The organism is Sphingomonas sp. jy18, from assembly GCF_056931895.1.
In genome coordinates, this window is the sequence record NZ_JBXPBT010000005.1 from 52,161 (window position 1) to 77,158 (window position 24,998).

Consider the following 24,998-nt stretch of genomic DNA (forward strand, 5'->3'; position numbering starts at 1 on the left):
CTGCGGAGCATACTCACGCTGAGCGAGACGTGCTTCGTGCCGCTCAGCCGCGCCCGATCAGCTTGCGCGCCATTGCATCGGCGACATCGCTCGCCGGGATGTTGCTGGCCGCGCTTTCGTTCCAGATGGCGTCGAGCCGTTCGGGGATCTGCGCGATGCGCGATTCCACTTCGGCGCGGGACCCCTGGCCCAGATACTCCAGCGCGACGTTGATGATGCCGCCGGCGTTGATGACATAGTCCGGCGCGTAAAGGATGCCCCGGTCATGTACCATCTGCCCCTGCGCGGCGGTGGCGAGCTGGTTGTTGGTGCCGCCTGCGACCACCGGCACCTTCAGCGCCGCGATGCTTTCCTCGGTCAGGATGGCGCCCAGCGCGTTGGGGCTGAGGACATCGGCCTCGACGCTCATGATCGCAGCGGAGTCGGCAAGCTCTGCACCGAGTTCATCGGCCAGCGCCTTGGCGCGTGCGAGGTTGACGTCGGCCAGCGTCAGCCGTGCGCCATCGGCAGCGAGGCGACGGGCGACGCCGCTGCCGACGCTGCCGACACCCTGGATGGCGACATGCACACCCTTGGCCGAATCCCGTCCCAGCCCCCGGCGAATGGCAGCGCGGATGCCGAGATAGACGCCGAGCGCGGTCAGCGGGCCGGGGTCGCCGCCCGCTTCCCCGCTCGCCACCGGCAGGCCCGATACGTGGCGGGTATGGCCCGAGATGGCGACCATGTCTGCATCCGACATGCCCACATCTTCAGCGGTGACATAGCTGCCGCCGAGCGAGTCGACCGCACGGCCGAAGGCGGCGAGCAACGCCGGGCTCTTGGTCGCGGACGGCGAGTCGGCGATGATCACGCCCTTGCCGCCGCCCATCGGCAGACCTGCCATCGCATTCTTGTAGCTCATGCCGCGCGACAGGCGCAGTGCGTCGGTGATCGCCTGGTTCTTTTCGGCATAATGCCAGTAGCGCGCACCGCCTGCTGCCGGGCCGAGGTGGGTCGAATGGACCGCAATCACGGCGGTCAGCCTGGCCGCGGAATCGCGGAACAGGTGGACGCCCTCATGGTCGTCGAAATCGGGCAGGTCCCAGACGGCTGGCATGGCGATCGCTCCAGTGGATAAATTTGTTGCGCGCATATGCAATAATCAAACAATGCTCGCGAGTCACGATGCAAATCGGACGCGTGCCAGCCTCGCGCAGGCGGGCAGCGCTGCGGGACATTATCACTCTTGGGAAAAATGGGGCGACCAATGGGGCTCGAACCCACGACCTCCGGTACCACAAACCGGCGCTCTAACCAGCTGAGCTATGATCGCCACGGACCTGCACGCGCTCAACGGCGCTGCGAAGTCGAAGGCAGCCCGATAGCGATGTGCCGTGCGGCGGGCAAGGGGAATCCTCGGCTGGTCGCCTCAGCCTTGAGCCGGGACCGCTCTCGGGGTAGCGCGCTTGCGACAGCGGCCCCGGCTTACGGACGGGGCGACGATGATGGCCTGACGCGCATGATCTACGATCTTTCCTTGTCCAACGCCGATCGCACGGCAGAGCGACTGGCCGCCACGCCTGGCGTGCGCAAGGTGCCGGTGGCGACGGTGCAGCAGTTCGCGTTGCCGAAGTTTCTCTCCGTCGAAGAATGCGCCTGGCTGATCGAGCGCATCGACGGGGTGGTGCGTCCATCAACCATCACCGACGATATCGGCGACCCGGAGTTCCGCACCTCGACCACTGGCGATCTCGACCACAAGGACCCGTTCGTTGCTGCCATCGATGCGCGCATCTGCGACCTGATGGGTATCGCCGCGCCGTTCGGTGAACCGCTGCAGGGGCAGCGCTACGATGTCGGGCAACAGTTCAAGGGGCACACCGATTATTTCGAACCGACCGGCATCGACTATGCCGAACATACCCAGCATGGTGGCCAGCGAACTTGGACGGCGATGATCTATCTCAACACGGTCGACGCCGGCGGAGCGACGCGCTTTTCCTCGATCGACAAGATCTGGCAGCCGGAGCGGGGCAAGCTGCTTGCGTGGTGCAATCTGACGCCTGACGGCGCGGTGAACCCCTGGACGCTGCATCACGCGATGAAGGTCCGCAAGGGGCGCAAATATGTGATCACGAAATGGTTTCGTGAGCGGCATTGGCCATGGGGAGTCAATTGATGGCGGAGGACAGATTTAAGACTCAATTCGCTGCACTTGCGAATGAGGACCTTGTCCGGATTGCACAATCTGAACCCAGTGAATTTGAAATTGAAGCGATTGAAGCAGCGAAAGAAGAGCTCACGCAACGCTCCATCAATTCGGATGAGCTTTTAAGAATAGAAAGTCAAATTAATTCTGAAATAACAAGAGAGAAGGGTAGGTCGGAACTTGAATTATCAAATGGCCAATGGATATTTTTTCTGATTGTTTCTCCGTTGCTCACCATATCGATTGGAGGGGCAATTATATTGGGAATGCGAGGATACAAGCGCAAATCGCGCGAGGCATTGCTCACGATTCCTATTGGCTATGCACTCTATGCGGTTTTGACCTCGGTTTTTCTGTTACTGCTGTAATCCGACATTAAGGATACCATGCCCACCATCCGCATCCCCCACGATCTGCCCGACGACGAGGTCCGCCGCCGCATGGCGGCGCGGGCCGACGATCTGGTCAAGCTGATTCCCGGCGGGATCGGTTCTGTGACGCATGAGTGGCGCAGCGCGAATGTGCTGGCGTTCGAGATCAGTGCGATGGGGCGCAGCATTCCGGCCACGGCGACGGTGGAGGAGGGGGTGCTGGAAATCGACTACAGACTGCCGATGGGCATGGGCTTCGTTCAGCCGATGGTCGAAGGGATCATCCGCATGGCAGGGGACAAGCTGTTGCTGGGGAAAGGGTAGGCCAAGACATTAACGTCATTGCGAGCGGAGCGAAGCAATCCAGAGCGGTTTGCGCCAACTCTGGATTGCTTCGCTCCGCTCGCAATGACGGATGAAACCTAGTTCTTCGCTTTATCCACCAGCTTGTTCTTGGCGATCCACGGCATCATTGCGCGCAGCTGGGCGCCGGTCTGTTCGATCGGGTGTGCGGCGGCGGCCTTGCGGCTGGCCTTCAGTTCGGGCTGGCCGGCCTGGTTGTCGAGGACGAAGTCCTTGACGAAGCGGCCCGACTGGATGTCCGCCAGCACGCGCTTCATTTCGGCCTTGGTTTCGGCGGTGATGATGCGCGGGCCGGTCTTGATGTCGCCATATTCGGCGGTGTTGCTGATCGAATAGCGCATGTTGGCGATGCCGCCTTCATAGAGCAGGTCGACGATCAGCTTGGTTTCGTGCAGGCATTCGAAATAGGCCATTTCGGGCGCGTAGCCGGCCTCGACCAGCGTTTCGAAGCCGGCCTGGATCAGATGGGTGATGCCACCGCACAGCACGGCCTGCTCGCCGAACAGATCGGTCTCGCATTCCTCGCGGAAGGTGGTTTCGATGATGCCTGAGCGGCCGCCGCCGACAGCCGAGGCGTAGGACAGGGCGAGCGCCTTGGCATAGCCGTTGCCGCGCGCCGCGCTGCCTTCGCCGCTGGCTTCCTGCGCAACGGCAATCAGGCAGGGGACGCCGCCGCCCTTCTGATACTCGCTGCGCACGGTGTGGCCGGGGCCCTTGGGCGCGACCATGAACACGTCGATGTCGCTGCGCGGATCGATCAGGCCGAAGTGGATGTTGAGGCCATGGGCAAAGGCAAGCGCGCTGCCCGGCTTCATGTGCGCGGCGAGATCGTCGGCATAGATTTTGGCCTGATGCTCGTCGGGCGCAAGGACCATGATGACGTCGGCCCATTCGGCGGCTTCGCGGTTGCTGAGCACCTTGAAGCCAGCGCCTTCCGCCTTCTGCGCGGTGGCGGAGCCGGGTCGCAGCGCGATGGCGACATCCTTGACGCCGCTGTCGCGCAGATTCTGCGCATGGGCGTGGCCCTGGCTGCCGTAGCCGACGATGGCGACCTTCTTGTCCTTGATCAGTTGCTGATCGGCGTCGGCGTCGTAATAGACTTGCATTGGTAGTTCCTGCCCTGCTGTTCGTGTTCCCCTGCGAAGGCAGGGGTCCAACTGATGACTTCGGTGATGGGCCCCTGCCTGCGCAGGGGAACAGGTTACGCCCCCTCGGCCCCCCGCCCGATGGCGACCACGCCGGTACGCCCCACTTCGACCAGCCCGCACTCGCGCATCAGCGTGATGAAGCTGTCCACCTTGTCGGACGTACCGGTAATCTCGAAGATGAAGCTGGTCAGCGTGGTATCGACCACCTTGGCGCGGAACACGTCGGCCATCCGCAGCGCCTCGATGCGCTTCTCGCCCGTGCCCGCCACCTTGACCAGCGCCAGCTCGCGTTCGACATGCGCGCCGGTTTCTGTGAGATCGGTGACGCTGTGGACGGGCACCAGCCGGTCGAGCTGGGCGATGATCTGGTCGATCACAGCGGGTGGCCCGCTGGTCACGATGGTGATGCGGCTGAGTGCATGGTCGGCGCTGATGTCCGCCACCGTCAGGCTCTCGATATTGTAGCCGCGCGCCGAAAACAGCCCGGTGATCTTGGCGAGGATGCCGGCTTCATTGTCGACGGTGACGGCGAGGACGTGGCGTTCCGCCTTGGCTTGGGTGATTTTCATGTCGCTTACACCAGCGCCTTCGCTTCGTCGTCCATCGTGCCGGTGACCTCGGCGGCCTGCAGCAGCATTTCGGTATGCGCCGCGCCCGAGGGGATCATCGGGAAGCAGTTGGCCTGTTTCGACACGCGGCAGTCGACGATCACCGGCCCCGGCGTGTCGATCATCCGCTGGATTGCGCCGTCGAGTTCGCCGAGCGTGTCGATGCGGATGCCGGTCCAGCCATAGGCCTCAGCCAGTTTGACGAAATCGGGCAGGCTGTCGGAGTAGCTGTTGGAATAGCGGCTTTCATAGGTCAGCTCCTGCCATTGGCGGACCATGCCCATCCATTCATTGTTGAGGATGAAGATTTTCACCGGCAGACGATACTGGCTGACCGTGCCCATCTCCTGGATGTTCATCTGCAGGCTCGCTTCGCCCGCGATGCAGATCACCAGCCGGTCGGGGAAGGCGACCTGCGCGCCATTGGCGGCGGGGAAGCCATAGCCCATGGTGCCGAGCCCGCCGCTGGTCAGCCAGCGGTTGGGGCCGTCGAATCCGAAATGCTGTGCCGCCCACATCTGGTGCTGTCCGACTTCGGTGGTGACGATCGGGTCGAGATGGCGGGTCGCGTCATAGAGCGCCTTGACCGCGCGCTGCGGCATGATTTCCGCCGACGGGTCCGTCTTCTCCGGGAAGTCGAGGCAGCGCGTCGCGCGCCAGCCATCGATGCGCCGCCACCATTCGCCGAGGTCGTTGGCCTTGTGCCCCTGCGCCTTCCATTCGGCGATCATGGCTGCGAGCGCGCGGCTGGCGTCGCCGACGATGCCGACGTCGACGGGCACGATCTTGTTGATCGAGCTGCGGTCGATGTCGATGTGGATCTTCTTCGAGTTCGGCGCAAAGGCATCAAGCCGCCCGGTGACGCGATCGTCGAAGCGCGCGCCGACCGCGATGATCAGGTCGGCGCGGTTCATCGCGAAATTGGCTTCATAGGTGCCGTGCATGCCCAGCATGCCGAGCCAGTTGGCATCGGTCGAGGGAAATGCGCCAAGGCCCATCAGCGTCGAGGTGACCGGTGCGCCGGTCAGCGCCACCAGTTCGCGCAAGCGCTCGCTCGCCTCCGGGCCGGCATTGATGACGCCGCCGCCGGTGTAGAATACCGGCTGCTTGGCTGCCGCGATCAGCGCGACCGCATCGGCGATGGCCGTGGCATCCGGCTCGACCTGCGGGCGGTAGCTGCGGTGCTCGATCTGTTCGGGCACGACATATTCTGCTGTGGCGACCTGCACATTCTTGGGGATGTCGATCACCACCGGGCCGGGGCGGCCGTTGGTGGCGATGTAGAAAGCCTCATGCATCACCGGGCCGAGCCGGGCCGGGTCCATCACCAGATAGTTATGCTTGGTGCAGTGCCGGGTGATGCCGACAGTATCGCATTCCTGGAAGGCATCGGTGCCGATCAGCGTCGTCGGCACCTGCCCGGTCAGCACGACCATCGGGATCGAATCCATCAGTGCATCGGTGATGCCGGTGACGGCATTGGTCGCGCCGGGGCCGGAGGTGACCAGCACCACGCCGGGCTTGCCGGTGGCACGGGCATAACCCTCTGCCGCATGGGTCGCCGCCTGCTCGTGGCGGACGAGGATGTGCTTGATCTGCGGATGCTCGAACAGCGCATCATAGATCGGCAACACTGCGCCGCCTGGATAGCCGAACACGGTGTCGACGCCCAGATCCACCAGCGCCTGCACGACGATGTCCGCACCCGACAGTTCGCGCGGGGGTGCCGTATCGGTGGTGGGAGCGGGGAAAGGGGCGGTCATCGTAGAAACACTGTACCTATGTGCGGCGGTGGCGGGAGCGCCTTAGCACCGGTTGGGCGGGGCGGATAGGCGGTAGAATCTATCCTGTCAACAGCTTATCGCGTAATTTAGTTACAATATGACCTACGTCTTGATTATTTAATGCGTGTTCCACGCGATCCCACGCTGACGGGAACTGGCCGCGGAAAAAAGTATACTGCCGCTTGGCATATTGGCGCGTGGCACGCTGGCTGTCGGCGAGCGGCCAGGCGGTGCCGTCCTGCGGGGCGAATTCGCCGGTCAGCCAGGCGGCAATCTGGGGCACGCCGATGGCATTCATCGCCGGCAGTGTCGGGTCGAGGCGCCGGTCGAGCAGCGCCTGCACTTCTTCCACCGCCCCGCCCGCGAACATCGTCTCCAGCCGCGCATCGCAGCGCGCGCGCAGCCAGTCGCGCGGCGGCAGCAGCAAGAGGGACGTGAGTGCGATGCGGTCGCCGATGCCGCCGACGGTCTGCTGCTGCCATGCACCGAGCGGACGCCCGGTGCCCAGCATGACTTCGAGCGCCCGCTGCACGCGGGTTGTATCGGTCGGGCGCAGCCGTGCCGCAGAGGCAGGATCGACGGTCGACAGTCGCGCATGCGCAGCGCGTGCGGACAGCGCCCGCACAGCGGCGCGGACCTCGGCGGGAATGTCCGGCACCGGCGCGATGCCTTCCAGCAATGTCTTGATATAAAGGCCGGTCCCGCCGGCGATGATCGGGATGACGCCGTGCGCCGTGGCGGAATCGATCGCGGTGCGTGCCTCTTCGACCCAGCGGGCGGCATTGCAGCTGTCGGCGGCATCGATGTGCCCGACCAGCGCGTGCGGCACTTCGGCCTGGTCGGCGCGGCTGGGCTGTGCCGACAGGACGGGGATATCGCGATAGACACCGCTCGCGTCGGCATTGACGATCAGCGCCTCGCGCCCGGCCGCGCGCAGGCTCCGCGCCAGCGCCATCGCCATTGCGCTCTTGCCGCTGGCGGTCGGCCCTGCAATGAGCGCCACCGCAGGGAGAGTGTTCGTGTCCGCATTCATCGCAACGCTGGTAGCACCGCAGAGGCTGGGTCCGGGAGATATTTCGGCAGCGTGCGATCTTGTCGGCGGGACGGGGGGGCCGGTAATCGACGGCATGGCTTGCCAGATAGCCTTCGGTCGCACGGCCTCGCCACCGGGCCGCGGGGCGGCCGATGTGCGGGAGCGGCTGGAAGCGGCCTTGCCGCATCTCGATGTCATCATCCGTCCCGCCGACGCGCCGTTGCCGCGCCTGCTGGTCGCCGACATGGATTCGACGATGATCACTGTCGAATGCATCGACGAACTGGCCGACTATGCCGGGATCAAGCCGCAGATTGCCGCCATCACCGAACGCGCGATGCGGGGCGAGCTGGATTTTGCGGCGGCGCTGACCGAGCGGGTGGCGTGCCTCGCCGGGCTCGACGAGAGCGTGATCGACCGATGCCTGGCCGAGCGGGTCCGCCCGATGCCGGGCGCACAGGCGCTCATCCGCACGCTGGCCGCGCATGGCACCCGCTGCGTGCTGGTGTCAGGCGGCTTCACCCGCTTCGCCGAACCGGTGGCGGAGCTGATCGGCTTTCACCGGGCGGTGGCCAATGTGCTGGCGATAGAAAACGGCAAGCTGAGCGGCCGGGTGCTGCCGCCGATCGTCGACAGCGCCACCAAGCTGAGCGTGCTGCAAGCCGAAGCCGCGGCGCTCGGCATCGGCATGGAAGACTGCATCGCCATAGGCGATGGTGCCAACGACATCCCGATGATCGCCGCAGCAGGGCTGGGCATCGCCTATCACGGCCACCCCAAGGCGGTCGCAGCAGCCGATGCAGCGGTGCGCGTCGGCGACCACCGCAGTCTGCTTTATGCGCTGGGGCTCAAGTCCGGTGAGCGGTCGGTCTGACTGGCCCTAGTTGCCGCAAATAGTGCGCCATCGCTCGAGAAGGGCTGCCGTCACGCCGACGTAATGGATTGCGCAAATCCGGCCATCGGCATCGACTGCGATCGACACCGGCAACGCAGCGCGGCCCCCTGTCAACCGCTGCAGCATGGTCATGCCACCTTCGGGAGGGAGGTACATTTGATCGGGTCGCAGTGAGCGGAGCAGGGGCTGCCACTGCCTGCGCGGCTCGATAGGAATAATGACCACGCGCAGCGGTGCGGCGGCGCGCTCAAGCTCAGCGATATCCCTGACTTCGGCTTGGCAAGGGGCACACCATGATGCCCAGAAAAGCAGGACCGCCGATGGTGGCAGCGGAACGCCGCTTTCCGCCTGTGCGGGTGTGGTATGCGACAGACCGAATGGCAGCGCCGTGGCCGCAAACATGGCAACCACTATGTAACGCAGTCCAACAGACAGTTTATCGAAAGTTTTCATCGCGATACTTGCGTCGCCTACCGGTTCAATTATTGATGGACATTATCAACAGATTGGTCTGGCTGCCAGTCATGTGAATATTGGGTGACGGAGAATCAATGGTGTTGATCGCAGCTCTGCTCCTGCAGTCGGGGGCCGCCGATGCTCCGCCAGTAGCCGTCGAATCGATGACGGTTCAGCAGCAGTTTGACGCAGCTTCGGCCGACGCCGCGCAAGGCCGTTGCGCCGAGGCCGTGACGATGTTCGAAACATTGGAAGCGCGCCTGACCCCGCGCAGCAGCACGCTGGTCAGAGGGACGATCGGCGTTCGAAAAGGCATTTGCCAAGAGGCCCTGTTTCGGGACGGCGAGGCCATATCCTCCCTTGAGCAGGGCATGGCGATTCTTCCCGCAGACAATTCCGTCACGCAAGCCGATCGCTATTCTGCCTATCTGGCACTGGGCCGCCTGTATGGACGCCGGCTGGATTACACACGTGCGCGCGTTGCGTTCAGGGCGGCGTTGGCGCTGGCACCGCAGGAAAACCGTTTCGAACCTTTGGTGAGATTGGCACGGGCAAGCAGTTTTGAAGATCAGGCCGCGGGTCTGGCATATGCTGACGAGGCACTGGCCCTTGCTTTGGCAGGTGGACGCGACAACCGGATCAACATCGCCTCGGCGAGGGCGGCGCGCGCCCGAATCTTGTTGAACCAGGGGGATTATCGCGGCGCCAATGTCGAGTTGCGCCAAGCTGTGGCGGACCAAGGCGGGCTGGATCGGTCGGTAACCGCGAGTGAGCTTGTGACCCGAGCCGATTTGGCCATCGCAGCGACGCTGTCCGGCGACACGGATACTGCCAGGCGCTATTTTGCCTTCACCGGTACCGGGCGTTTGGGAGATGGCGTATTCGGCAGCGCTGCCGACATGGCGCCCCCGCCGTGCGGCGGCCCGACAGGTCTTGCGCCAGACGACAGGGCGGTCGTCGAATTCGGCATCGCCGAGACGGGGGCCGTCAGTTATGCGACGCCGGTCTATGTCTCGCGCGGTGGTGATGCCGCCGCGCGGACATTTGCCGATGCAGTAATGCTATGGTCATGGCGACCTGAGGACGTCGTCAATATGCAGCCGCTGCTGCGAGCATTTGTCCGTGTGGAGTTGCGTTGCTCGACCGCGGGCGGCGCGCCGCCCATCGATGCATTTCTGTGGTCGGAGGTTGGTGCCTGGGTCAATGCGCAGGCCATCGAGCCATTCGATGCCGGCGATTCACAGGCCGGCGTTCTGATGCAGGCGCGTGCCGAACTGGCCCGTCGCAGGGCCGGACAGACAGGGATCGGCCTTATTCCGGTGCTGATGGCCATCACCACCAACAAAATTGCCACGACGGAAGAATCGATTGCCGCTGGGGAAGAGGCGATCGCCCTTGCGCGGGCGGCGCAGGCGCCTGCGACGGTCCTGGCGGGTCTTGAGCTGGCTGTACCCCGTTACGATACGACCGACGCCCGAGCCTTGCTCGTCCAGAGCCGCAGTCTGCTGGATCGCCCCGAGTTTGCCAACGATTCCACGGTCTCTTCGGTCCTGCGGATCCAGATTGCAGAAGCGCTTATTGCGCGGCGGCGCAACGTCGACGCGCTGCCGGTATTGCAAGCGGTCGTCGATGACGCCCGGCTTTCCCGAGACCATCCATTGCGGGTGGCTGCTTTGGTCAGGTTGGCGAATGTTCAGGCAGCATCCGGCACGCTCGAGGCAGCGCGCGCCAGTTACGCGGCAACCGGGATCGACGCGCAGCAATGTTCGCTTGTCGACGCACAGCCGACCCGAACGCGCACGGGCGCCTCGTCAGCCGATTATCCGCAAGCTGCCCTCAACTGGGGCTTCGAAGGCTGGGCGCGGGTAGAATATGATATTCGTCCCGATGGCCGGACCGAACGCCAGCGGGCTGTTATCAGCTATCCCCCGTTCGTCTTCAATGATGCCGCAGAGGGCGTCGCACGCGATGCGCGATACACGCAAAGCTATCGTCCGGGCGGAGACCCCGGCTGCGGTGGAGCAAGCAGCACGGTCATCTTCCAGATACCTTGAAAATCGCGGCGCGGCGCTGGCGAGAGGCGCGCGGTTTCACCGCGCAACAACGAAACAATCCGGCGAATCTGCGCGCACTGCGGCGCAGGCCTGCGTGGCTGCGGCGCGGCTGGGGTAGCCGCCGGCTTGCAGGCGGACGACATTGCCGACGCTGGTGTAGCTGGGCGATGCGCCGGAGAGGCGGGCCTGCACCCGGGCCCAGCGCTGTTCGGCACCGCGGCGGTTGCTGAAGGCGCCGAGCTGGATGCGCCAGCTGCCGCCGCTGCTTTCCGCTGCGCCGGGGCTGGCGGGCGCGGGCCGCGCCGCTGGCGGGACGGCCGGGGCCGCCCGTGCGGTACGAACCGGCGGCACTGGCGCAGGTGCAGGTGCGGCTTCGGGCGCAGTGCCGCTGCCGAGCGAGGCCGAGAGGCCGGGGCGCAGGCCGTCATCGGAGGGCGCGGCAGCGGCCGCCGTGGCAGCGCTGCGGGGATCCATGCTCCGGGTAACCGCTGGCGGAGCGACAATGGGTGCCGGTGGCGGGGGCGGGCCGAGGCGCTGGTCGGGGGCGACGGCGGTTGCCGCCTCCGCCACGTGGACCGGCGCGGGCAGCGGCTCGATCGGCGGCGGGGTGTAGCTGGTGCCCGGCTGCGAGGGTGGCAGATCGGCGGTGCGGATGGTCGGCGTGCCGGCGGCGCGCGGCGGGGCGGCGCTCGACATGGCCGCTAGCCGCGCCTGCGGTTCGCTTGCCTCCATCGCTGCCGCCATCTGCAGGCCCTGCTGCCGCTGCTCGAGCGGGATGATGCCATCCATCTGCACCAGCGCGCCTGCAGCGCGTTGCAGCCCGGCATCGCTGGCGCGCTTCATGAAGGCATAGGCGCGCGGCCAATCGCGCGAGATGCGTTCGCCATTGAACAGCTCCGCGCCCATCACGAACTGGGCGCGCGGTTCGCCACGCGCGGCGGACTGCTGCAGCCACGGCAAGGCGTCGGCGCGGTTGCCCATATCATAGAGCACGAGGCCGAGATTGTCCTGCGCCTGCAGATGGTTCTGCCGGGCAGCGCGGCCGAACCAGTCGGCTGCCTGGGCCAGATCCTGCGGCACGCCGCGCCCGAGCTTGTAGGCCTGGCCCAGATTGAACTGGGCGTCGGCATCGCCGGCAACCGCCAGCGGCCGCCATTCGCGCACGGCACGGTCGAAATCCCCCGCTTCCCAAGCGGTGACGCCGGCAAGGACATCGGCCATCGCCGGACTGGCTGGCGCGAGCGCTCCCAGCATCAGGCAGGCCGTGGTCAGCAGCAGGGCAGGGCGGGTACGGGGCATAGATTTTGTCGTCCGGTCGCTGGAACAAGGAGCGGCTTTCCTAGCAGTGTAGTGGTGAATGCAATGTTAGCAATGTCGTGCGCATTGTTCCGCCCCGTCGCAACTTGTTAACCAGATTTTAGGGCGGAAATGAAAAACAGGCTCCCGGATTACTGCATTTCGCAAGGGGACCGGGTTTGCGCGTTCTGGCATTGGCATCGCAAAAGGGTGGATCGGGCAAGACGACCCTGTCCGGCCATCTTGCCGTTCAGGCCCAGCGCGCCGGGGCTGGCCCCGTCGTTCTGATCGACATCGACCCGCAGGGCAGTCTGGCCGACTGGTGGAACGAGCGCGAAAGCGAATATCCCGCCTTTGCCCAGACCACCGTCGCGCGGCTGGCCTCCGACCTCGACGTTCTGCGGCAGCAGGGCTTCAAGCTCGCGGTCATCGATACGCCGCCGGCGATCACCATGGCGATCCAGAGCGTCATCTCGGTTGCCGAGCTTATCGTCGTTCCGACTCGGCCGAGCCCGCACGATCTGCGTGCCGTCGGCGCCACTGTCGATCTGTGCGATCGCGCCGGCAAACCGCTGATCTTTGTCGTCAACGCCGCGACGCCCAAGGCAAAGATCACCAGCGAGGCCGCTGTCGCGCTTTCCCAGCATGGCACGGTCGCTCCCGTCACGCTGCACCACCGCACCGATTATGCCGCGTCGATGATCGATGGCCGCACGGTGATGGAAGTCGACCCCAACGGTCGCTCGGCGCAGGAAGTCGAAGGGCTGTGGGAGTATATCTCCGACCGGCTCGAGAAGAATTTCCGCCGCACCATCTTCAGCGCCCCGGCGATGCAGCAGGCCGCGATGCCTGGCGCCATCCGTCCGCTCGGTGGCGGCTTCGGCCGCCGCGTGGCTGGCTGAGGAGGGCGCAACCATGGCCGAATCCAAGCCGCTCGCTTCCCTTTCCGCCGGTCTGCTCGCCCGCAAGGGCAGCGCCCGCCCCGCGATGCGCCGTCAGACGGCGCCGGGCGTGGGTGCGGGTTTCCATGGCCATGACGATCTTGGCTGGAACGACATGGGCTATGACGTCAATCCGCATCATCTGGCGGTGGAGCCGCCGCGCGGAGCAAGCCACGGCCTCTCGCCGATGCTGAGCTCTGTCGACCCGGCAGCCGATGAGGTCGATGCCATCGACGCGCTCGCCGACGCCGTCGAGCGGGCGATGCCCGAGCCCGAACCTGCGGTTTCGGCGAGTGTCGCCCCTTTCGTGGCCGACGCGCCCTTGCCGGCCGCCAGCGAACCGCCGCTGGTGGTGCGCCAGCGGGCGATGATTGCCGCCGCGGTCGAAGAGATGGCCGAGCCCGCGCCCCGCCGCCCGCAGCGCAAGCCCGCAGCGCGTGCGCAGGCCGGCACGCGCGGCAACTATGCCTTCACGCTGCGTCTGGACCCCGATCGCCACCTCAGGCTGCGGCTCGCCAGCGCGACCTCCAATCGTTCCGCCCAGCAGATACTGATCGCGCTGGTCGACGAGTTTCTGTCCACCCAGCCTGAAATCGATGCCTTCGCCGCCCGGCTCCCGGCGAATGCCCGTTGCTGATGCAGAGCCTGCCCACAGGGAATAGACTGTCATGACCCGCTCAGTTTCGTTCAAATTCGCTGCCTTCGGCCTGACCATGCTGGCCGGTATCGCCGTGCCGCAGGCGGGCGCGATCGCCGACGATGGCGCCAGCCAGCAGAGCAACCCGGCGCGCGCTGCCCGCGCTGCCGAACGTGCCAGCGAAGCGCTGGAGCGCGGCCGGCATGAGCGCGCCGTGCGCTTTGCGGAAGAGGCGGTCGCCGCGGCGCCCGTCAACGCCGAATATCGGGTGCTGCTGGGCCAGGTCTATATGGCGGACGGGCGCTTTGCCTCGGCCGAGGCAAGCTTCGATGCGGCGCGCCAGCTCGGCGCCGATCATCCGCGTGTCATCATCGGCCATGCGCTGGCGCTGATCGCCACCGGCCGCAACCAGCAGGCGCTCGACCTGATCGATGCCAATGCCGGGACGCTGCCCGCGTCCGACTTCGGTCTGGCGCTGGCGCTGGCCGGACAGGCCGAGCGCGGGGCGCTGGTGCTGACCGACGTGGTCCGCGCCGGCGATTCGACTCCGCGTGACCGCCAGAATCTGGCGCTGGCTTATGCGCTGGCCGGTCGCTGGCTCGAAGCACGGCTGATCGGCGCGCAGGACATCGGCCCCGCCCGCATCGCGGAGCGCATGCAGCAGTGGGCAGCGATGGCCCAAGCCGGCGATCCGCGGCATCGCATCGCCGGGCTGATCGGCGCGGACATCGTCGAAGATCCCGGCATGCCGGTGCGGCTCGCGCTGGGCAGCAGCCCGGCGATGCAGATGGCAGCGGCACCCGTTGCCGATCCCGCCCCGCTCGCCGAATTTGCGCCCGCGCCGCTCGAAAGCGGGGCGCAGCTTGTTGCCGAATTGCTCGACGAGGCCGAACCGGCAGCCCAGCCGGCGCCGACCCCGGCCGTCGCGGTGGCGGCTGCCGAAACCGCTGCTCCCGCCGCGGCCCCGGCCGCGCAGCAGGGTGTGATGCACGACGGCATCCTGTTCGTCTCCAATCCGATCATCCAGCCTTTGCGCGGCGTGGTGGCGATGGTTGCGCCGCTGGCCGAGCCTTCGGCGAATGCCGCCGCAGCGCCTGCGCCTGCGCCCCGCCCGGTGCGCGTTGCCGGCCGCGCGAGCGTTGCGCCGGCAGCCCCGGCTGGTCAGGCAGCCACCGCTCCTGCCGCTGCACCCGCTCCGGCAGCCGCGCCGAGCGGCCCGGTGCGCACGTCCGGCTGGGCGATCCAGCTCGGCGCATTCGACAGCGTCGGCGTTGCCCGCAACGGCTGGACCAGCCATGCGCGTCGCTACAGCCAGTTGGCCGGTCATGACGGCGTCAGCGTTTCGGCGACGGTGGGCGGGCGCACCGTCTATCGGCTGGTCGCCACCGGTTTCGACAGCCGTGCCGATGCGCAGGCGACCTGCAGCGCGATGCGCCGCCAGGGCAGCGATTGCTTCGTGCGCAATGTCGCGCCGAACGAGCCGGTGCGCTGGGCATCGCGCCAGACCCCGACCCGGGTGGCTGCGCGCTGACAAGGCTACTGCGGTTCCGATGTTGCCAAAAGGCCACCGACGCCACGTCGGTGGCCTTTTTGTTACGCTCCCCTTGCACTGCAGCAAAAACCCTTGCCATAACCCGCCTGAGCAGCGGGAGCGGGCATGGCCTTCGACGAATATCGCGATACCGACGGGACGATCCGCGCCGCCTATGCCGAGGTCGGCCGCTGGATCGAGGCCAACGGGCTCGACGCGCTGGCGCAGCGGCGGGAAGAGGCCGAGGCCATCTTCCGCCGCATCGGCATTACCTTTGCGGTCTATGGCGAGGGTGGCGATCCAGAGCGGCTGATCCCGTTCGATCTGATTCCGCGGGTGTTTTCAGCGCCCGAATGGGCCGTGCTCGATCGCGGCATTCGCCAGCGGGCGCGGGCGTTGAACGCCTTTCTGCACGACGTCTACCACCGCGGCGAAATCATCCGCGCCGGCATCGTCCCCGCCGAGCTGGTCTATGGCAACGCTGCCTTCGTGCCGCAGATGCTGGGGTTCGATCCGCCGGGCGGGGTGTACAGCCACATCGTCGGCATCGACATCGTCCGCACCGGCGAGCGGGAATTCGCGGTGCTGGAGGATAATTGCCGCACGCCGTCGGGCGTTTCCTACATGCTGGAGAACCGGGCGATCATGCAGCGCATGTTCCCGCGCCTGTTCACCGGCGGGATGGTGCGCCCGGTCGAGACCTATCCGCAGATGCTGTTCGATACGCTGCGCGAGGTCGCGCCGCCCGCCGCCAAGGGCGAGCCGATGGCGGTGGTGCTGACGCCCGGGCCGTTCAATTCGGCCTATTACGAGCATAGCTATCTGGCCGACCTGATGGGTGTCGAGCTGGTCGAATCGGCGGATCTGTTCGTCGATGCCGAGGGCGTGTGGATGAAGACCACGGCGGGGCCGCGCCGGGTCGATGTCATCTACCGCCGGGTCGACGACGATTATCTCGATCCGCTGGCCTTCCGGCCCGATTCGCTGCTGGGCGTGCCGGGGCTGTTCCACGCCTATCGCGCCGGGCAGGTGACCATCGTTTCGGCACCGGGCGCGGGCATCGCCGACGACAAGGCGATTTACGTGTTCGTGCCGCAGATGATCAAATTCTACCTGGGCGAGGAGGCGATCCTGCCCAATGTGCAGACGTGGCGCTGCGCGCTGCCCGATGAGCGCGCCTATGTGCTCGATCATCTGCACGAGCTGGTCGCCAAGGAGGTCCATGGATCGGGCGGTTATGGCATGCTGATCGGCCCCAAGGCGACGAAGGACGAGATCGACGCCTATGCCCGGCGCATCAAGGCCAATCCGGCCGACTTCATCGCGCAGCCGACGCTGGCGCTGTCCACCGCGCCGACGCTGGGCGGCGAGGGCGTGACCGACGTCGAACTGGCCGGGCGCCACGTCGATTTCCGCCCCTATTGCCTGGTCGGCAAGGAAGTGCGGCTGGTGCCCGGCGGTCTCACCCGCGTGGCGCTGACGCCGGGATCGCTGGTGGTCAACTCCAGCCAGGGCGGCGGCGTGAAGGACAGTTGGGTGCTGGAAGGATGACGGGGGTGAGCGAAGCGGTCCTGCCCGAAACGGGGAGTGAGGCCAGCGAAGCTGGTGAAGGGGCAGGCGCGCCAACCCGGTTCGTTGCGTTTTGCCGCACCGGCCCATCCACCATCCTTCGGATGGTCCCCCTCCCCGTTCCGGGGAGGACCGCGGCGTGCTGAGCCGTACTGCCGAATCGCTCTACTGGCTGGCGCGCTATGCCGAGCGTGCGGACGCGACCGGGCGGTTGCTGATGCTTGGCCGCCGGCTCGCCATGCTGCCCGATGGCGTGTCGGGCGATGACTGGCGTTCGGTGTTGCGGGTGGCGGGTTCCGAGGGGTTCGTCGAGCCGCACAGCGAGGTAACCGAGAGCGACGCCGTGGCCGTGCTGCTGCTCGACCCCGACAATCCGTCCTCGATCCGCGCCAGCCTCGATCGCGCGCGCGCCAATGGCAAGGCGGTGCGCACGGCGCTGACGCTGGAGATGTGGGAGGCGCTCAACGAGGGCTGGCGCCGGCTCGAGCGAATGCCGGTCGACCGCGCGGTGCGCGAGCTGCCGACGCTGATCGACTGGGTGCGCGGCTATGTCGCGCGGTTCCGCGGGGCTGTCTCGACATCGATGCTGCGCAACGAAGGGCATGATTTCCTGCGCATCGGCGGCGCGGTCGAGCGGGCCGGGATCACGCTGAGGCTGCTCGACGTCAACTACCACCTGCTGTTGCCCGAAGGCGATGGGGTGGGCGGACACCGCGACCATTATCGCTGGAACGCGCTGTTGCAGACGCTGTCCGGCCTGCGCGCCTATTATCATGTCTATCGTGACAATGTGCGGCCCTGGCACATCGCCGACTTCCTGCTGACCAACCGCGTCTTTCCGCGCAGTCTGGCATTCAGCGTCGGGCAGTTGCGCTACCATCTGGGGCGGCTGGCCCGCGAGCATGACCGCGAGATGGCCTGCCACAGGTCGGTCGAACTGTTCGACGACCGGCTGGCGCGGATGGGCGAGGGCGATATCTTCCAATATGGCCTGCACGAATTCGTGCTGGAGTCGCTGGCCGAACTCGACCGGGTCAGCCAGGAGATAGGGGAGGCCTACTATTTCTAACGCCGCTCCGTCTCCTGCCCGCCTGCGGCTGCTGGTCTCGCACCGGACCAGCTATCATTTCCCGCAAGGCGCGGCGCGCCTGCTGCTGCTGCTGCGCCTGTGGCCGGAACCGCACGCCGGGCAGGTGGTGCGCAAGTGGCAGGTCAGCGTCAACGGGCAGGGCGTCAAGCCGGGCGCGCGCACCGGGCATGGCGATCGCATGGCGCTGTGGTCTGCTGCGGCCAGCCCTGGCGACATCGTGATCGAGGCGATGGGCATCATCGAAGCGGAGGACAGGGCTGGCCTCGTCACCGGACTGACCGTGCGTCCCAATCCGGCGATCTTCCTGCGCGCCACGGACCGCACCCGCGCGGACAAGGCGATTGCGGCGTTGATGCCTGCGCCGCCTGCGGCCGATTCGCCGATTCCCTGACTGCACGAACTGATGCAGGTGATCCATCGCCGCCTGCCCTATGTTTCGGGATCGACCACCATCGAGACCACGGCGATCGAGGCGCTGAAGGCGGGCAGCGGCGTCTGTCAGGACCATAGCCATGTCTTCATTGCCGCCTGCCGCGCGCATGGCATCCCGGCGCGCTACGTCTGCGGCTATCTGCTGACGGGGGACGGGGCGGAGGGCCTGCTGCATGAAACCCACGCCTGGGCGGAAGCCTGGGTAGAGGGGCTGGGCTGGGTGGCGTTCGACCCGACGTCGATGATCTGCGCTACCCAGCGCTACGTCCGCCTGTCGACCGGCCTCGACGCCTTCGACGCGGCACCGATCCGCGGCCATGCCGTCGGTGGCGGTGCACTGGGCGTCCATGCCGATGTCCGCATCGCCCCGTCGCTGGGCGCGGGCGCGGCGGAGACGGCACTCGAGGCACAGTTGAGATCGCACCAGCTGGAGCAGCAGCAACAACAGCAACAACAATGACCCGGCCAGGCGCCCGTCCCGCACCGGCGTGCGGGCAGGGGGCACTGCAAACGGGCTCGAGGGGGTCGGTGAATTGGAGTATGGCGGTTTCTCACCACCGGGAGGGGCAGACAGGATGACCTATTGCGTCGCGATCAATGTCGAGGAAGGGCTGATCATGCTCGCCGACACGCGCACCAATGCGGGCGTCGACAATATCAGCCGCTTTCGCAAGATGTTCACCTGGGAAGAGCCCGGCGAACGCGCGCTGAGCCTGATGACGTCGGGCAATCTGTCGATCACCCAGGGCGTGCTGACCAAGCTGCAGACCGCGCTGGACCGCAGCGTGCTTGGCGATGACATCGAAACCATCATGAACGCGCCGTCGCTCTATCGATCGGCCGAGCTGGTGGGGGAGGCGATGCGCTACATGGCCGTCACCCACGGCGAATCGATCAAGGCGCAGGGCGTCGCGGCCGGGGCGTCGTGCATCCTCGCCGGCCAGCGCAAGGGCGGGCGACCGCGCATCTTCCTGATCTACGCCGCGGGCAATTTCATCGAGGCGACCCGCGACACGCCGTTCCTGCAGATCGGCGAGCATAAATATGGCAAGCCGATCCTCGACCGCGTCATCGACCCGCAGACGCCGCTCAAGGACGCGCTGAAGGCGGCGATCGTTTCGATGGATTCGACGCTGCGCTCGAACCTCTCCGTCGGCATGCCGCTCGATCTCGCGGTCATCCGCAAGAACCAGTATCGTTTCGACCAACGGCGGCGCATCGAACAGGGCGACGCCCAATTCACCCAGGTCTCGGGCGCATGGGGCGCGGCGCTGAAGCATGCGTTCGACGAACTGCCGGATTTTGCGGGGTAGAGCGCTCAGCCTGGCGGATTGGAGCAGGGTTGTGGTGCCTCACCGGCGATTAGCCCGGCGTCGGCCAGCTGGCGCCGAAAGCGTTCATGCTGGACATAGCTCGAAAAGCCATGCGCGCGCATCGGCTGGGTGAATTCGTACGCGCACATCCAAGGGTATATGGAAGCTAAGCGCTCCGCAATTTCCATCCGCAAGCCCAACCGTGTCGGATTGAAGTAAGCACCCAATCCCACAAATTTGTTCAAAACAGGATCGCGCCGGTTGACGGTGAAGCGCAACGATTGGACCGAAGGACCAAAGGTACGGTACTCGTGACACTGCTCGTTGTCGATTGTGGGCCTAACCGCAGGCGCACAGAAATCGACGATGTCGATCGCCGGAGCAGCAAATAGCAGATGATAGCTGTTTCCGTTATCGGGCAAAGGATCGGGAGCCAAAAATGCGTCGACACGGTCCGGACGCCATCCCCACCCTTCTACCACCTGGCGCGTGGCGGTTTCAAAAGCGGGATCAAAGGGCGGATTGCTCAGCGCACTCAGCACAACTGAAGCGCCGCGGCTGTGCGCGATCAAATAGACCTGCTGGCCGTGCAATCTGGCAAGGATACGCCGCAATCCGCGTGTTCCGGCCAGTTGGCTGTAGCCAACGGCATTGAACCAGATTCTGCCCGCGCCGATGCCGCTGCCACGCAGACCATCCCAATGAAACCGTATCACTGCGTCGTCGACCCCGGGGCGGATTAATGTCTCGACCTGTTCGAAAGGGCGCTCGCTCTCTGCCGGCGTGGCGTTGAACCCGTGGACGAGGATGAACACGCGACGCTTGCCATGGGCAAACTCCTCGAGTTCGCCGAGCTGTCGTTCTTCCTCGCGGGAGAGCATGTCTATCGCTCTTGGATCGCGTTGTAGCTGGTTTAGCAGGCTGTGCTGTGGCCAAGGCGAGCGGGGTAATCCGAATTCTGGCCAACCGTCCGGATAGAAGGTGCCATTGGCGTCAACTGATACCTGACGGACATAGCTAGGCAATGGTGCCTCGACAGTGCCGAGCGGGAAGGAGCGCGCGACGGGAAAATTGTGGCTGTAACAGCCGCCAAGCAGCATCAGCGCTACAACCGCCGTCAGCCTTGCCATCATGCCCAAGCGTTCAACCTCCTTGTCGCTTGAATCCTGGCAGGACTCTCTTTCGCAATGCGTGATTTTAGTCACGTGGAACTCGAATTGCCTATCGACGCTGCTTGCCTTGAGCGGCCAACATCATCAGATAGCGCTGCCCGACCATTGCGAATATGCACCGCTTTTCCATCGAAAGACCACCATGCCCACCACCCATGAAACCCGCATGCTCATCATTGGCTCCGGCCCGGCCGGCCTCACTGCCGCCATCTATGCCGCGCGCGCGGGGATGCAGCCGATTGTGGTGCAGGGCATGCAGCCGGGCGGGCAGTTGACCATCACCACCGATGTCGAGAATTACCCCGGCTTTCGCGATGTGGTGCAGGGCCCGTGGCTGATGGAAGAGATGCAGGCGCAGGCCGAACATGTCGGTACGCGGATGATCTGGGACCAGATCGTCGATATCGACCTGACGCAGCGGCCGTTCCGCGCAGTCGGCGACGGCGGCGATGTCTATGTCGCCGATACGCTGGTGATCGCCACCGGTGCACAGGCCAAATGGCTGGGCGTGCCGGGCGAACAGGAGCTGGGCGGCAAGGGCGTTTCGGCTTGTGCGACCTGCGACGGCTTCTTCTATCGCGGCAAGAAGGTGGTGGTGATCGGCGGCGGCAACACCGCGGTCGAAGAAGCGCTCTACCTCACCAACCACAGCAACGATGTGACGCTGATCCACCGGCGCGATTCGCTGCGTGCCGAGAAGATTTTGCAGGACCGGTTGCTGGCCAATCCCAAGATTTCGGTGCTGTGGAACAAGGCGGTCGACCGGTTCGTCGGCGGCGAGGGGGTGGCCGGGCTGGTCGGTGTCGATCTGACCGACACGGTGACCGGCGAGAAGAGCCACATTGCCACCGACGGGGCGTTTGTCGCCATCGGCCACAAGCCGTCGACGGAGATTTTCCAGGGCAAGCTGGCGATGGATGGCGAGGGCTATCTGATCGTCGAGCAGGGCACGCCCAAGACCGCGATCCCCGGCGTGTTCGCCGCGGGCGACGTGGCGGACAAAGTCTATCGTCAGGCGGTGACGGCGGCGGGCATGGGCTGCATGGCCGCGCTCGATGCCGAGCGTTTCCTGGCGCACCACAGCTTTGCCGGTGCCGCCACCTGGTGACGGCAGAGGCGGTCAGACCGGCCTGAGCGGCAGGTGCGGGCCGGCTGGCAACTCCACGCGCACATCATCCCCCGGCACCACTTCGCCGCCATCGACGACCACGCCCATCACGCCGGTCAGGCGATTGAGGTTGCCGTCGGCATCGCGGTCGAGACTGGCTGCCATCAGCCCGGGCATGAAGCGGTCCATCTGGATGCAGGGGTTGCGCAGACCGGTGGTGCGCACCACCGCGCCATCGCTGCCCAGATGCAGCCGCGTATCCTGCGGCAGCGCGATGAGGTCGATGCCGTCGACCAGGATATTCTCGCCGATGTCGCCGGGCGCGAGAGTAAAGCCGCGCGCCGCCATCAGCGCGACATAGCCGCTGTCGATGAGATGCACCTGCCTGAGATTGGGCAGGCTGGGGTCGAACCGCGCCCGCGAGCGATGCTTGACCCGCTCGCCCATATGCCCGTCGCCCTCCACCCCCAAGCCTGCGAGCAGGCGGATCGACAGCTGCGGCATCTTGCTGAAATGATGCCCACGGCGAGCGCTGACCGAAAGGATGCGGGACTGTGGCATGCAAGAAATCCGTTGCGAGGCGCGAAGTCGATGCGTATGTCGCCTCCACCATCGATGGGGCCTTAGCTCAGCTGGGAGAGCGCGTCGTTCGCAATGACGAGGTCAGGGGTTCGATCCCCCTAGGCTCCACCATTCCCGTTTCCCGTTCAATGCTCCGCTTTCACACGCCGGTCGTGCGCTGCCTGAGGTCGTGGGCGTTTGAGAGCCCTCTTCCGGTGGCGGTTGAATTTGCCCGGATCGGGCAAGCATCCACAGGCGACCGGCGGTCGATGCCGGTGCTTCACCCCATCGGGTAAAGGATCTCCTTGGTCACCTTGTGGATGGCCTTCATCAGATCGGCGGGCAGGTCTAGGTCTGCGGCGGCGAAGATCGGGTCGAGTTGGTCGCTGTGCGTGGCGCCGACGATGGTCGAGGCGACGAAGTCATGCTGTTTCGACCAGGCGGTGGCCATGGTGATCGGCTGCAGGCCGGCGTCGGCTGCCAGCTTGAGGAAACGCTCGGTGCTGGCGAGTGCGCGCTCCCCGGCGAAACGCTGCGCCATGACCGCCTGGCGCGAGCCGGGGTTGGCGAGATAGGCAGAGAAGCGGGCGCCTTCCGGCCGCGCGCCAGCCTGATATTTGCCCGAGAGCACGCCGCCGCCCAGCGGGGAGTAGGGGATGAGGCTGACGCCTTCTTCGCGGCAGACCTGCGCCAGTTCGTCCTCGAAGCGGCGGTTGTTCATGCTGAAATTATTCTGGATGGTCTGATAGCTTGCAGTGCCGAGCTTCTCCGACGCAGCCAGCGATTTCATCAGGCCCCAGCTCGTCTCGTTCGAGCAGCCGAGGATGCGCACCTTGCCCGCGCGGACCAGCTCGTCGAGCACCTCCATCGTTTCTTCATAGGCGGTGCCATGGTCGGGCCAGTGGGTCTGGTAGAGATCGACATAGTCGGTCTGCAGGCGGCGCAGGCTGCCCTCGATCGCGGTGGTGATGTTGTGGCGGTCGAGCGCGGTCATGCCGTTGCGGCAGGGCGATTTGAACCAGACATGGCTGGGGCCGGACACTTTGGTCGCCATGATGATAGCATCGCGCGGCTTGGTCTTCATCCAGCGGCCGACGATCTCCTCGGTCAGGCCGACATATTTGACATCCGGCGGCACCGGATAGCCTTCCGCGGTATCGAAGAAGTTGATCCCCGCATCATAGCTCATGTCGAGGATGCGGTGCGCCATCGCTTCATCGGCCTGATTGCCGAAGGTCATCGTCCCCATGCAGATGGCGGACACGGTGATGGCGCTCTTGCCGAGGCGACGGTTCTGCATGGCTGGTCTCTCCCGGAAGCTGTTGGTCGACACGTTGCCTCGGTTACGCATTTCGGGCAACCATCGTTTGATATCAGACTTGAGGCCGACGCTGCAGCCTCTGGCGGCACGAGCAAGTCTGACGCGAACTGCGTTCAAGCAGAAGGGGCGGCAGCATTGGCGATGCCGCGGGATATCCATTTGAGTATTGGCGCGGTAAAGCGGATGGCACTCGACCATTGCATCTCTAGCGCGGTCCCAACTTTATCCAAACCACGCTTGTGTAGGCCAACGACGATGTACTCGCCGGAGCCGGTTGCATCTGGCCTGATTATTGGGCCACCGCTTTGACCATCCTCTGTCGTATGAGGATAGAAGATGCGGTCTATAGTGGTTTCGGCGATTGGGCCGGACTGCTCGCTGGCGATGGCATGCTGCTTGCGAAACCCTATGATGCGAACCGTACTGCGATATGTATCCTCCATCGCTTCGAGGCGGAAGATCGGTCTGAATTTGCGTATCGGCTGCTTGAGTTCCAGCAGAGCTAGATCGGTCTGCCCATTGGCGTCGGAAAACGCCCCTTCACTGAAGCAACGCACCGATCGGACCAGGCTATATACCCCGGAGGCGCTCGACGCTTGGCCGAGCCTTCTAGCAGAAGCTAAGCGGACGTTTGCCGCTTCACTGCACGCTGGGACATTGTGCGCAACCGTCAGGACCAGTGTCGGAGCAACGACGATACCGGTTCCGTTTCGCGTCATGGAGGTACCGGGATCGCCGTGTATGATTTTGACTATAGCGTCGGCTATTCCGAAACTCGGGTCGTTCGGTTTATAGTTCAGTCTGACCCAACGCGACGTTAGGGTTGACCGAGCGGTACCCTCGGCTTTGGCCAGAGCCGTGGCTTCTGCTATCGTCGGGGCAGATGCTGTCGCTTGGGCAGATGTTGTCGTCGGGGCAGATGTTGTCGTCGGGGCAGATGTTGTCGTCGGGGCAGATGTTGTCGCCGGGGCAGATGCTGTCGCCGGGCCAGATGCTGTCGCCGGGGCAGATGTTGTCGCCGGGGCAGATACTGTCGCCGGGGCAGATGCTGTCGCCGGAGCAGATGCTGTCGCCAGGGCAGGGAAGCTGATTGCTGCGGCCAACAGTGCCACGTGCAAGACATTGTA

Annotated in this window: 26 protein-coding genes and 2 tRNA genes; 16 read left to right on the forward strand and 12 right to left on the reverse strand. The window is 65.4% G+C overall.

The features are described from left to right. Positions 1 to 43: 43 nt before the first annotated feature. Positions 44 to 1,096 (reverse strand): Glu/Leu/Phe/Val family dehydrogenase, encoded by a 1,053-nt coding sequence (locus tag AC0QC4_RS13025; RefSeq protein ID WP_483660347.1) that lies wholly within the window; start codon positions 1,094 to 1,096, stop codon positions 44 to 46. A gap of 139 nt (positions 1,097 to 1,235) precedes the next feature. Beyond that, a tRNA-His gene (locus tag AC0QC4_RS13030) sits at positions 1,236 to 1,312 on the reverse strand. A 186-nt stretch (positions 1,313 to 1,498) separates the two neighbouring features. On the opposite strand from AC0QC4_RS13030, the gene AC0QC4_RS13035 reads away from it, so the two are divergent. The 3 genes from AC0QC4_RS13035 to AC0QC4_RS13045 are packed head-to-tail and all read left to right on the forward strand — an operon-like array spanning position 1,499 to position 2,883. After that, complete coding sequence (locus AC0QC4_RS13035) at positions 1,499 to 2,158, forward strand: prolyl hydroxylase family protein (RefSeq protein ID WP_483660348.1); 660 nt, start codon at positions 1,499 to 1,501, stop codon at positions 2,156 to 2,158. Next, a complete protein-coding gene (locus tag AC0QC4_RS13040; RefSeq protein WP_483660349.1) occupies positions 2,158 to 2,556 on the forward strand; it encodes a hypothetical protein in 399 nt (132 codons plus the stop codon). The genes AC0QC4_RS13035 and AC0QC4_RS13040 overlap by 1 nt, the downstream gene beginning before the upstream one ends. Positions 2,557 to 2,574: 18 nt before the next feature. Further along, positions 2,575 to 2,883, forward strand: a complete 309-nt coding sequence (locus tag AC0QC4_RS13045; RefSeq protein WP_483660350.1) for a polyhydroxyalkanoic acid system family protein — start codon at positions 2,575 to 2,577, stop codon at positions 2,881 to 2,883. Between the two features lie 98 nt (positions 2,884 to 2,981). Here AC0QC4_RS13045 and ilvC read toward each other — a convergent pair whose 3' ends face one another. The 4 genes from ilvC to miaA all read right to left on the reverse strand — a co-directional run bounded on the left by ilvC (position 2,982) and on the right by miaA (position 7,495). After that, positions 2,982 to 4,028 carry a ketol-acid reductoisomerase gene (ilvC, locus tag AC0QC4_RS13050; RefSeq protein WP_483660351.1) on the reverse strand — a complete coding sequence of 349 codons (1,047 nt, stop codon included), beginning with the start codon at positions 4,026 to 4,028 and terminating at the stop codon, positions 2,982 to 2,984. Positions 4,029 to 4,123: 95 nt separating this feature from the next. Further along, on the reverse strand, positions 4,124 to 4,639 hold the full coding sequence (ilvN, locus tag AC0QC4_RS13055) for an acetolactate synthase small subunit (RefSeq protein ID WP_483660352.1): 516 nt from the start codon (positions 4,637 to 4,639) through the stop codon (positions 4,124 to 4,126). 5 nt (positions 4,640 to 4,644) lie between these two features. Further along, positions 4,645 to 6,441 carry an acetolactate synthase 3 large subunit gene (locus tag AC0QC4_RS13060; protein WP_483660353.1) on the reverse strand — a complete coding sequence of 599 codons (1,797 nt, stop codon included), beginning with the start codon at positions 6,439 to 6,441 and terminating at the stop codon, positions 4,645 to 4,647. Positions 6,442 to 6,520: 79 nt separating this feature from the next. Then, on the reverse strand, positions 6,521 to 7,495 hold the full coding sequence (gene miaA / locus AC0QC4_RS13065) for a tRNA (adenosine(37)-N6)-dimethylallyltransferase MiaA (protein ID WP_483660354.1): 975 nt from the start codon (positions 7,493 to 7,495) through the stop codon (positions 6,521 to 6,523). Here miaA and serB point away from each other — a divergent pair. After that, a complete protein-coding gene (gene serB / locus AC0QC4_RS13070; RefSeq protein WP_483660355.1) occupies positions 7,455 to 8,369 on the forward strand; it encodes a phosphoserine phosphatase SerB in 915 nt (304 codons plus the stop codon). The genes miaA and serB overlap by 41 nt on opposite strands. 6 nt (positions 8,370 to 8,375) lie before the next feature. Here the strand turns inward: serB and AC0QC4_RS13075 are convergent, their stop codons facing one another. Next, the gene (locus tag AC0QC4_RS13075) at positions 8,376 to 8,843 is read right to left on the reverse strand and encodes a TlpA disulfide reductase family protein (protein ID WP_483660356.1); all 468 of its coding nucleotides are present in this window, start codon (positions 8,841 to 8,843) and stop codon (positions 8,376 to 8,378) included. 98 nt (positions 8,844 to 8,941) lie between these two features. Here AC0QC4_RS13075 and AC0QC4_RS13080 point away from each other — a divergent pair, with 98 nt between their 5' ends. Continuing rightward, positions 8,942 to 10,900 (forward strand): energy transducer TonB, encoded by a 1,959-nt coding sequence (locus tag AC0QC4_RS13080; protein ID WP_483660357.1) that lies wholly within the window; start codon positions 8,942 to 8,944, stop codon positions 10,898 to 10,900. 36 nt (positions 10,901 to 10,936) lie between these two features. On the opposite strand, the gene AC0QC4_RS13085 is transcribed toward AC0QC4_RS13080, so the two are convergent. Next, positions 10,937 to 12,199 (reverse strand): SPOR domain-containing protein, encoded by a 1,263-nt coding sequence (locus tag AC0QC4_RS13085; RefSeq protein WP_483660358.1) that lies wholly within the window; start codon positions 12,197 to 12,199, stop codon positions 10,937 to 10,939. A 176-nt stretch (positions 12,200 to 12,375) separates the two neighbouring features. Here AC0QC4_RS13085 and AC0QC4_RS13090 point away from each other — a divergent pair, with 176 nt between their 5' ends. The 8 genes from AC0QC4_RS13090 (at position 12,376) to AC0QC4_RS13125 (ending at position 19,709) form a co-directional block, all read left to right on the forward strand. Further along, complete coding sequence (locus AC0QC4_RS13090; RefSeq protein ID WP_483660359.1) at positions 12,376 to 13,098, forward strand: AAA family ATPase; 723 nt, start codon at positions 12,376 to 12,378, stop codon at positions 13,096 to 13,098. 13 nt (positions 13,099 to 13,111) lie between these two features. Beyond that, positions 13,112 to 13,774: a hypothetical protein gene (locus AC0QC4_RS13095; RefSeq protein ID WP_483660360.1), complete on the forward strand. Its 663-nt coding sequence runs from the start codon at positions 13,112 to 13,114 to the stop codon at positions 13,772 to 13,774. A gap of 31 nt (positions 13,775 to 13,805) precedes the next feature. Next, complete coding sequence (locus tag AC0QC4_RS13100; RefSeq protein ID WP_483660361.1) at positions 13,806 to 15,305, forward strand: SPOR domain-containing protein; 1,500 nt, start codon at positions 13,806 to 13,808, stop codon at positions 15,303 to 15,305. Positions 15,306 to 15,431: 126 nt separating this feature from the next. Next, positions 15,432 to 16,856 carry a circularly permuted type 2 ATP-grasp protein gene (locus AC0QC4_RS13105; protein WP_483660362.1) on the forward strand — a complete coding sequence of 475 codons (1,425 nt, stop codon included), beginning with the start codon at positions 15,432 to 15,434 and terminating at the stop codon, positions 16,854 to 16,856. A gap of 157 nt (positions 16,857 to 17,013) precedes the next feature. After that, positions 17,014 to 17,943 carry an alpha-E domain-containing protein gene (locus AC0QC4_RS13110; RefSeq protein ID WP_483660363.1) on the forward strand — a complete coding sequence of 310 codons (930 nt, stop codon included), beginning with the start codon at positions 17,014 to 17,016 and terminating at the stop codon, positions 17,941 to 17,943. 31 nt (positions 17,944 to 17,974) lie between these two features. Continuing rightward, complete coding sequence (locus tag AC0QC4_RS13115; protein WP_483660462.1) at positions 17,975 to 18,355, forward strand: transglutaminase N-terminal domain-containing protein; 381 nt, start codon at positions 17,975 to 17,977, stop codon at positions 18,353 to 18,355. A gap of 12 nt (positions 18,356 to 18,367) precedes the next feature. After that, entirely contained in the window at positions 18,368 to 18,856 is a 489-nt protein-coding gene (locus AC0QC4_RS13120; RefSeq protein ID WP_483660364.1) for a transglutaminase-like domain-containing protein, read from the forward strand. Between the two features lie 115 nt (positions 18,857 to 18,971). Next, positions 18,972 to 19,709: a proteasome-type protease gene (locus AC0QC4_RS13125; protein WP_483660365.1), complete on the forward strand. Its 738-nt coding sequence runs from the start codon at positions 18,972 to 18,974 to the stop codon at positions 19,707 to 19,709. Between the two features lie 5 nt (positions 19,710 to 19,714). Here AC0QC4_RS13125 and AC0QC4_RS13130 read toward each other — a convergent pair whose 3' ends face one another. Continuing rightward, complete coding sequence (locus tag AC0QC4_RS13130) at positions 19,715 to 20,914, reverse strand: alpha/beta hydrolase (RefSeq protein ID WP_483660366.1); 1,200 nt, start codon at positions 20,912 to 20,914, stop codon at positions 19,715 to 19,717. 109 nt (positions 20,915 to 21,023) lie between these two features. Here AC0QC4_RS13130 and trxB point away from each other — a divergent pair, with 109 nt between their 5' ends. Continuing rightward, entirely contained in the window at positions 21,024 to 21,989 is a 966-nt protein-coding gene (gene trxB / locus AC0QC4_RS13135; protein ID WP_483660367.1) for a thioredoxin-disulfide reductase, read from the forward strand. A 12-nt stretch (positions 21,990 to 22,001) separates the two neighbouring features. Here the strand turns inward: trxB and AC0QC4_RS13140 are convergent, their stop codons facing one another. Beyond that, a complete protein-coding gene (locus AC0QC4_RS13140) occupies positions 22,002 to 22,550 on the reverse strand; it encodes an MOSC domain-containing protein (protein WP_483660368.1) in 549 nt (182 codons plus the stop codon). Between the two features lie 56 nt (positions 22,551 to 22,606). Here AC0QC4_RS13140 and AC0QC4_RS13145 point away from each other — a divergent pair. Further along, positions 22,607 to 22,682: transfer RNA gene (locus tag AC0QC4_RS13145), tRNA-Ala, on the forward strand. A 148-nt stretch (positions 22,683 to 22,830) separates the two neighbouring features. On the opposite strand, the gene AC0QC4_RS13150 is transcribed toward AC0QC4_RS13145, so the two are convergent. Together AC0QC4_RS13150 and AC0QC4_RS13155 are read right to left on the reverse strand one after the other, a co-directional pair. Further along, positions 22,831 to 23,850 carry an aldo/keto reductase gene (locus AC0QC4_RS13150; RefSeq protein ID WP_483660369.1) on the reverse strand — a complete coding sequence of 340 codons (1,020 nt, stop codon included), beginning with the start codon at positions 23,848 to 23,850 and terminating at the stop codon, positions 22,831 to 22,833. A gap of 134 nt (positions 23,851 to 23,984) precedes the next feature. Further along, positions 23,985 to 24,590 carry a trypsin-like serine peptidase gene (locus AC0QC4_RS13155; protein WP_483660370.1) on the reverse strand — a complete coding sequence of 202 codons (606 nt, stop codon included), beginning with the start codon at positions 24,588 to 24,590 and terminating at the stop codon, positions 23,985 to 23,987. A 164-nt stretch (positions 24,591 to 24,754) separates the two neighbouring features. On the opposite strand from AC0QC4_RS13155, the gene AC0QC4_RS13160 reads away from it, so the two are divergent. Further along, a complete protein-coding gene (locus AC0QC4_RS13160; RefSeq protein WP_483660371.1) occupies positions 24,755 to 24,961 on the forward strand; it encodes a hypothetical protein in 207 nt (68 codons plus the stop codon). Positions 24,962 to 24,998: the final 37 nt, after the last annotated feature.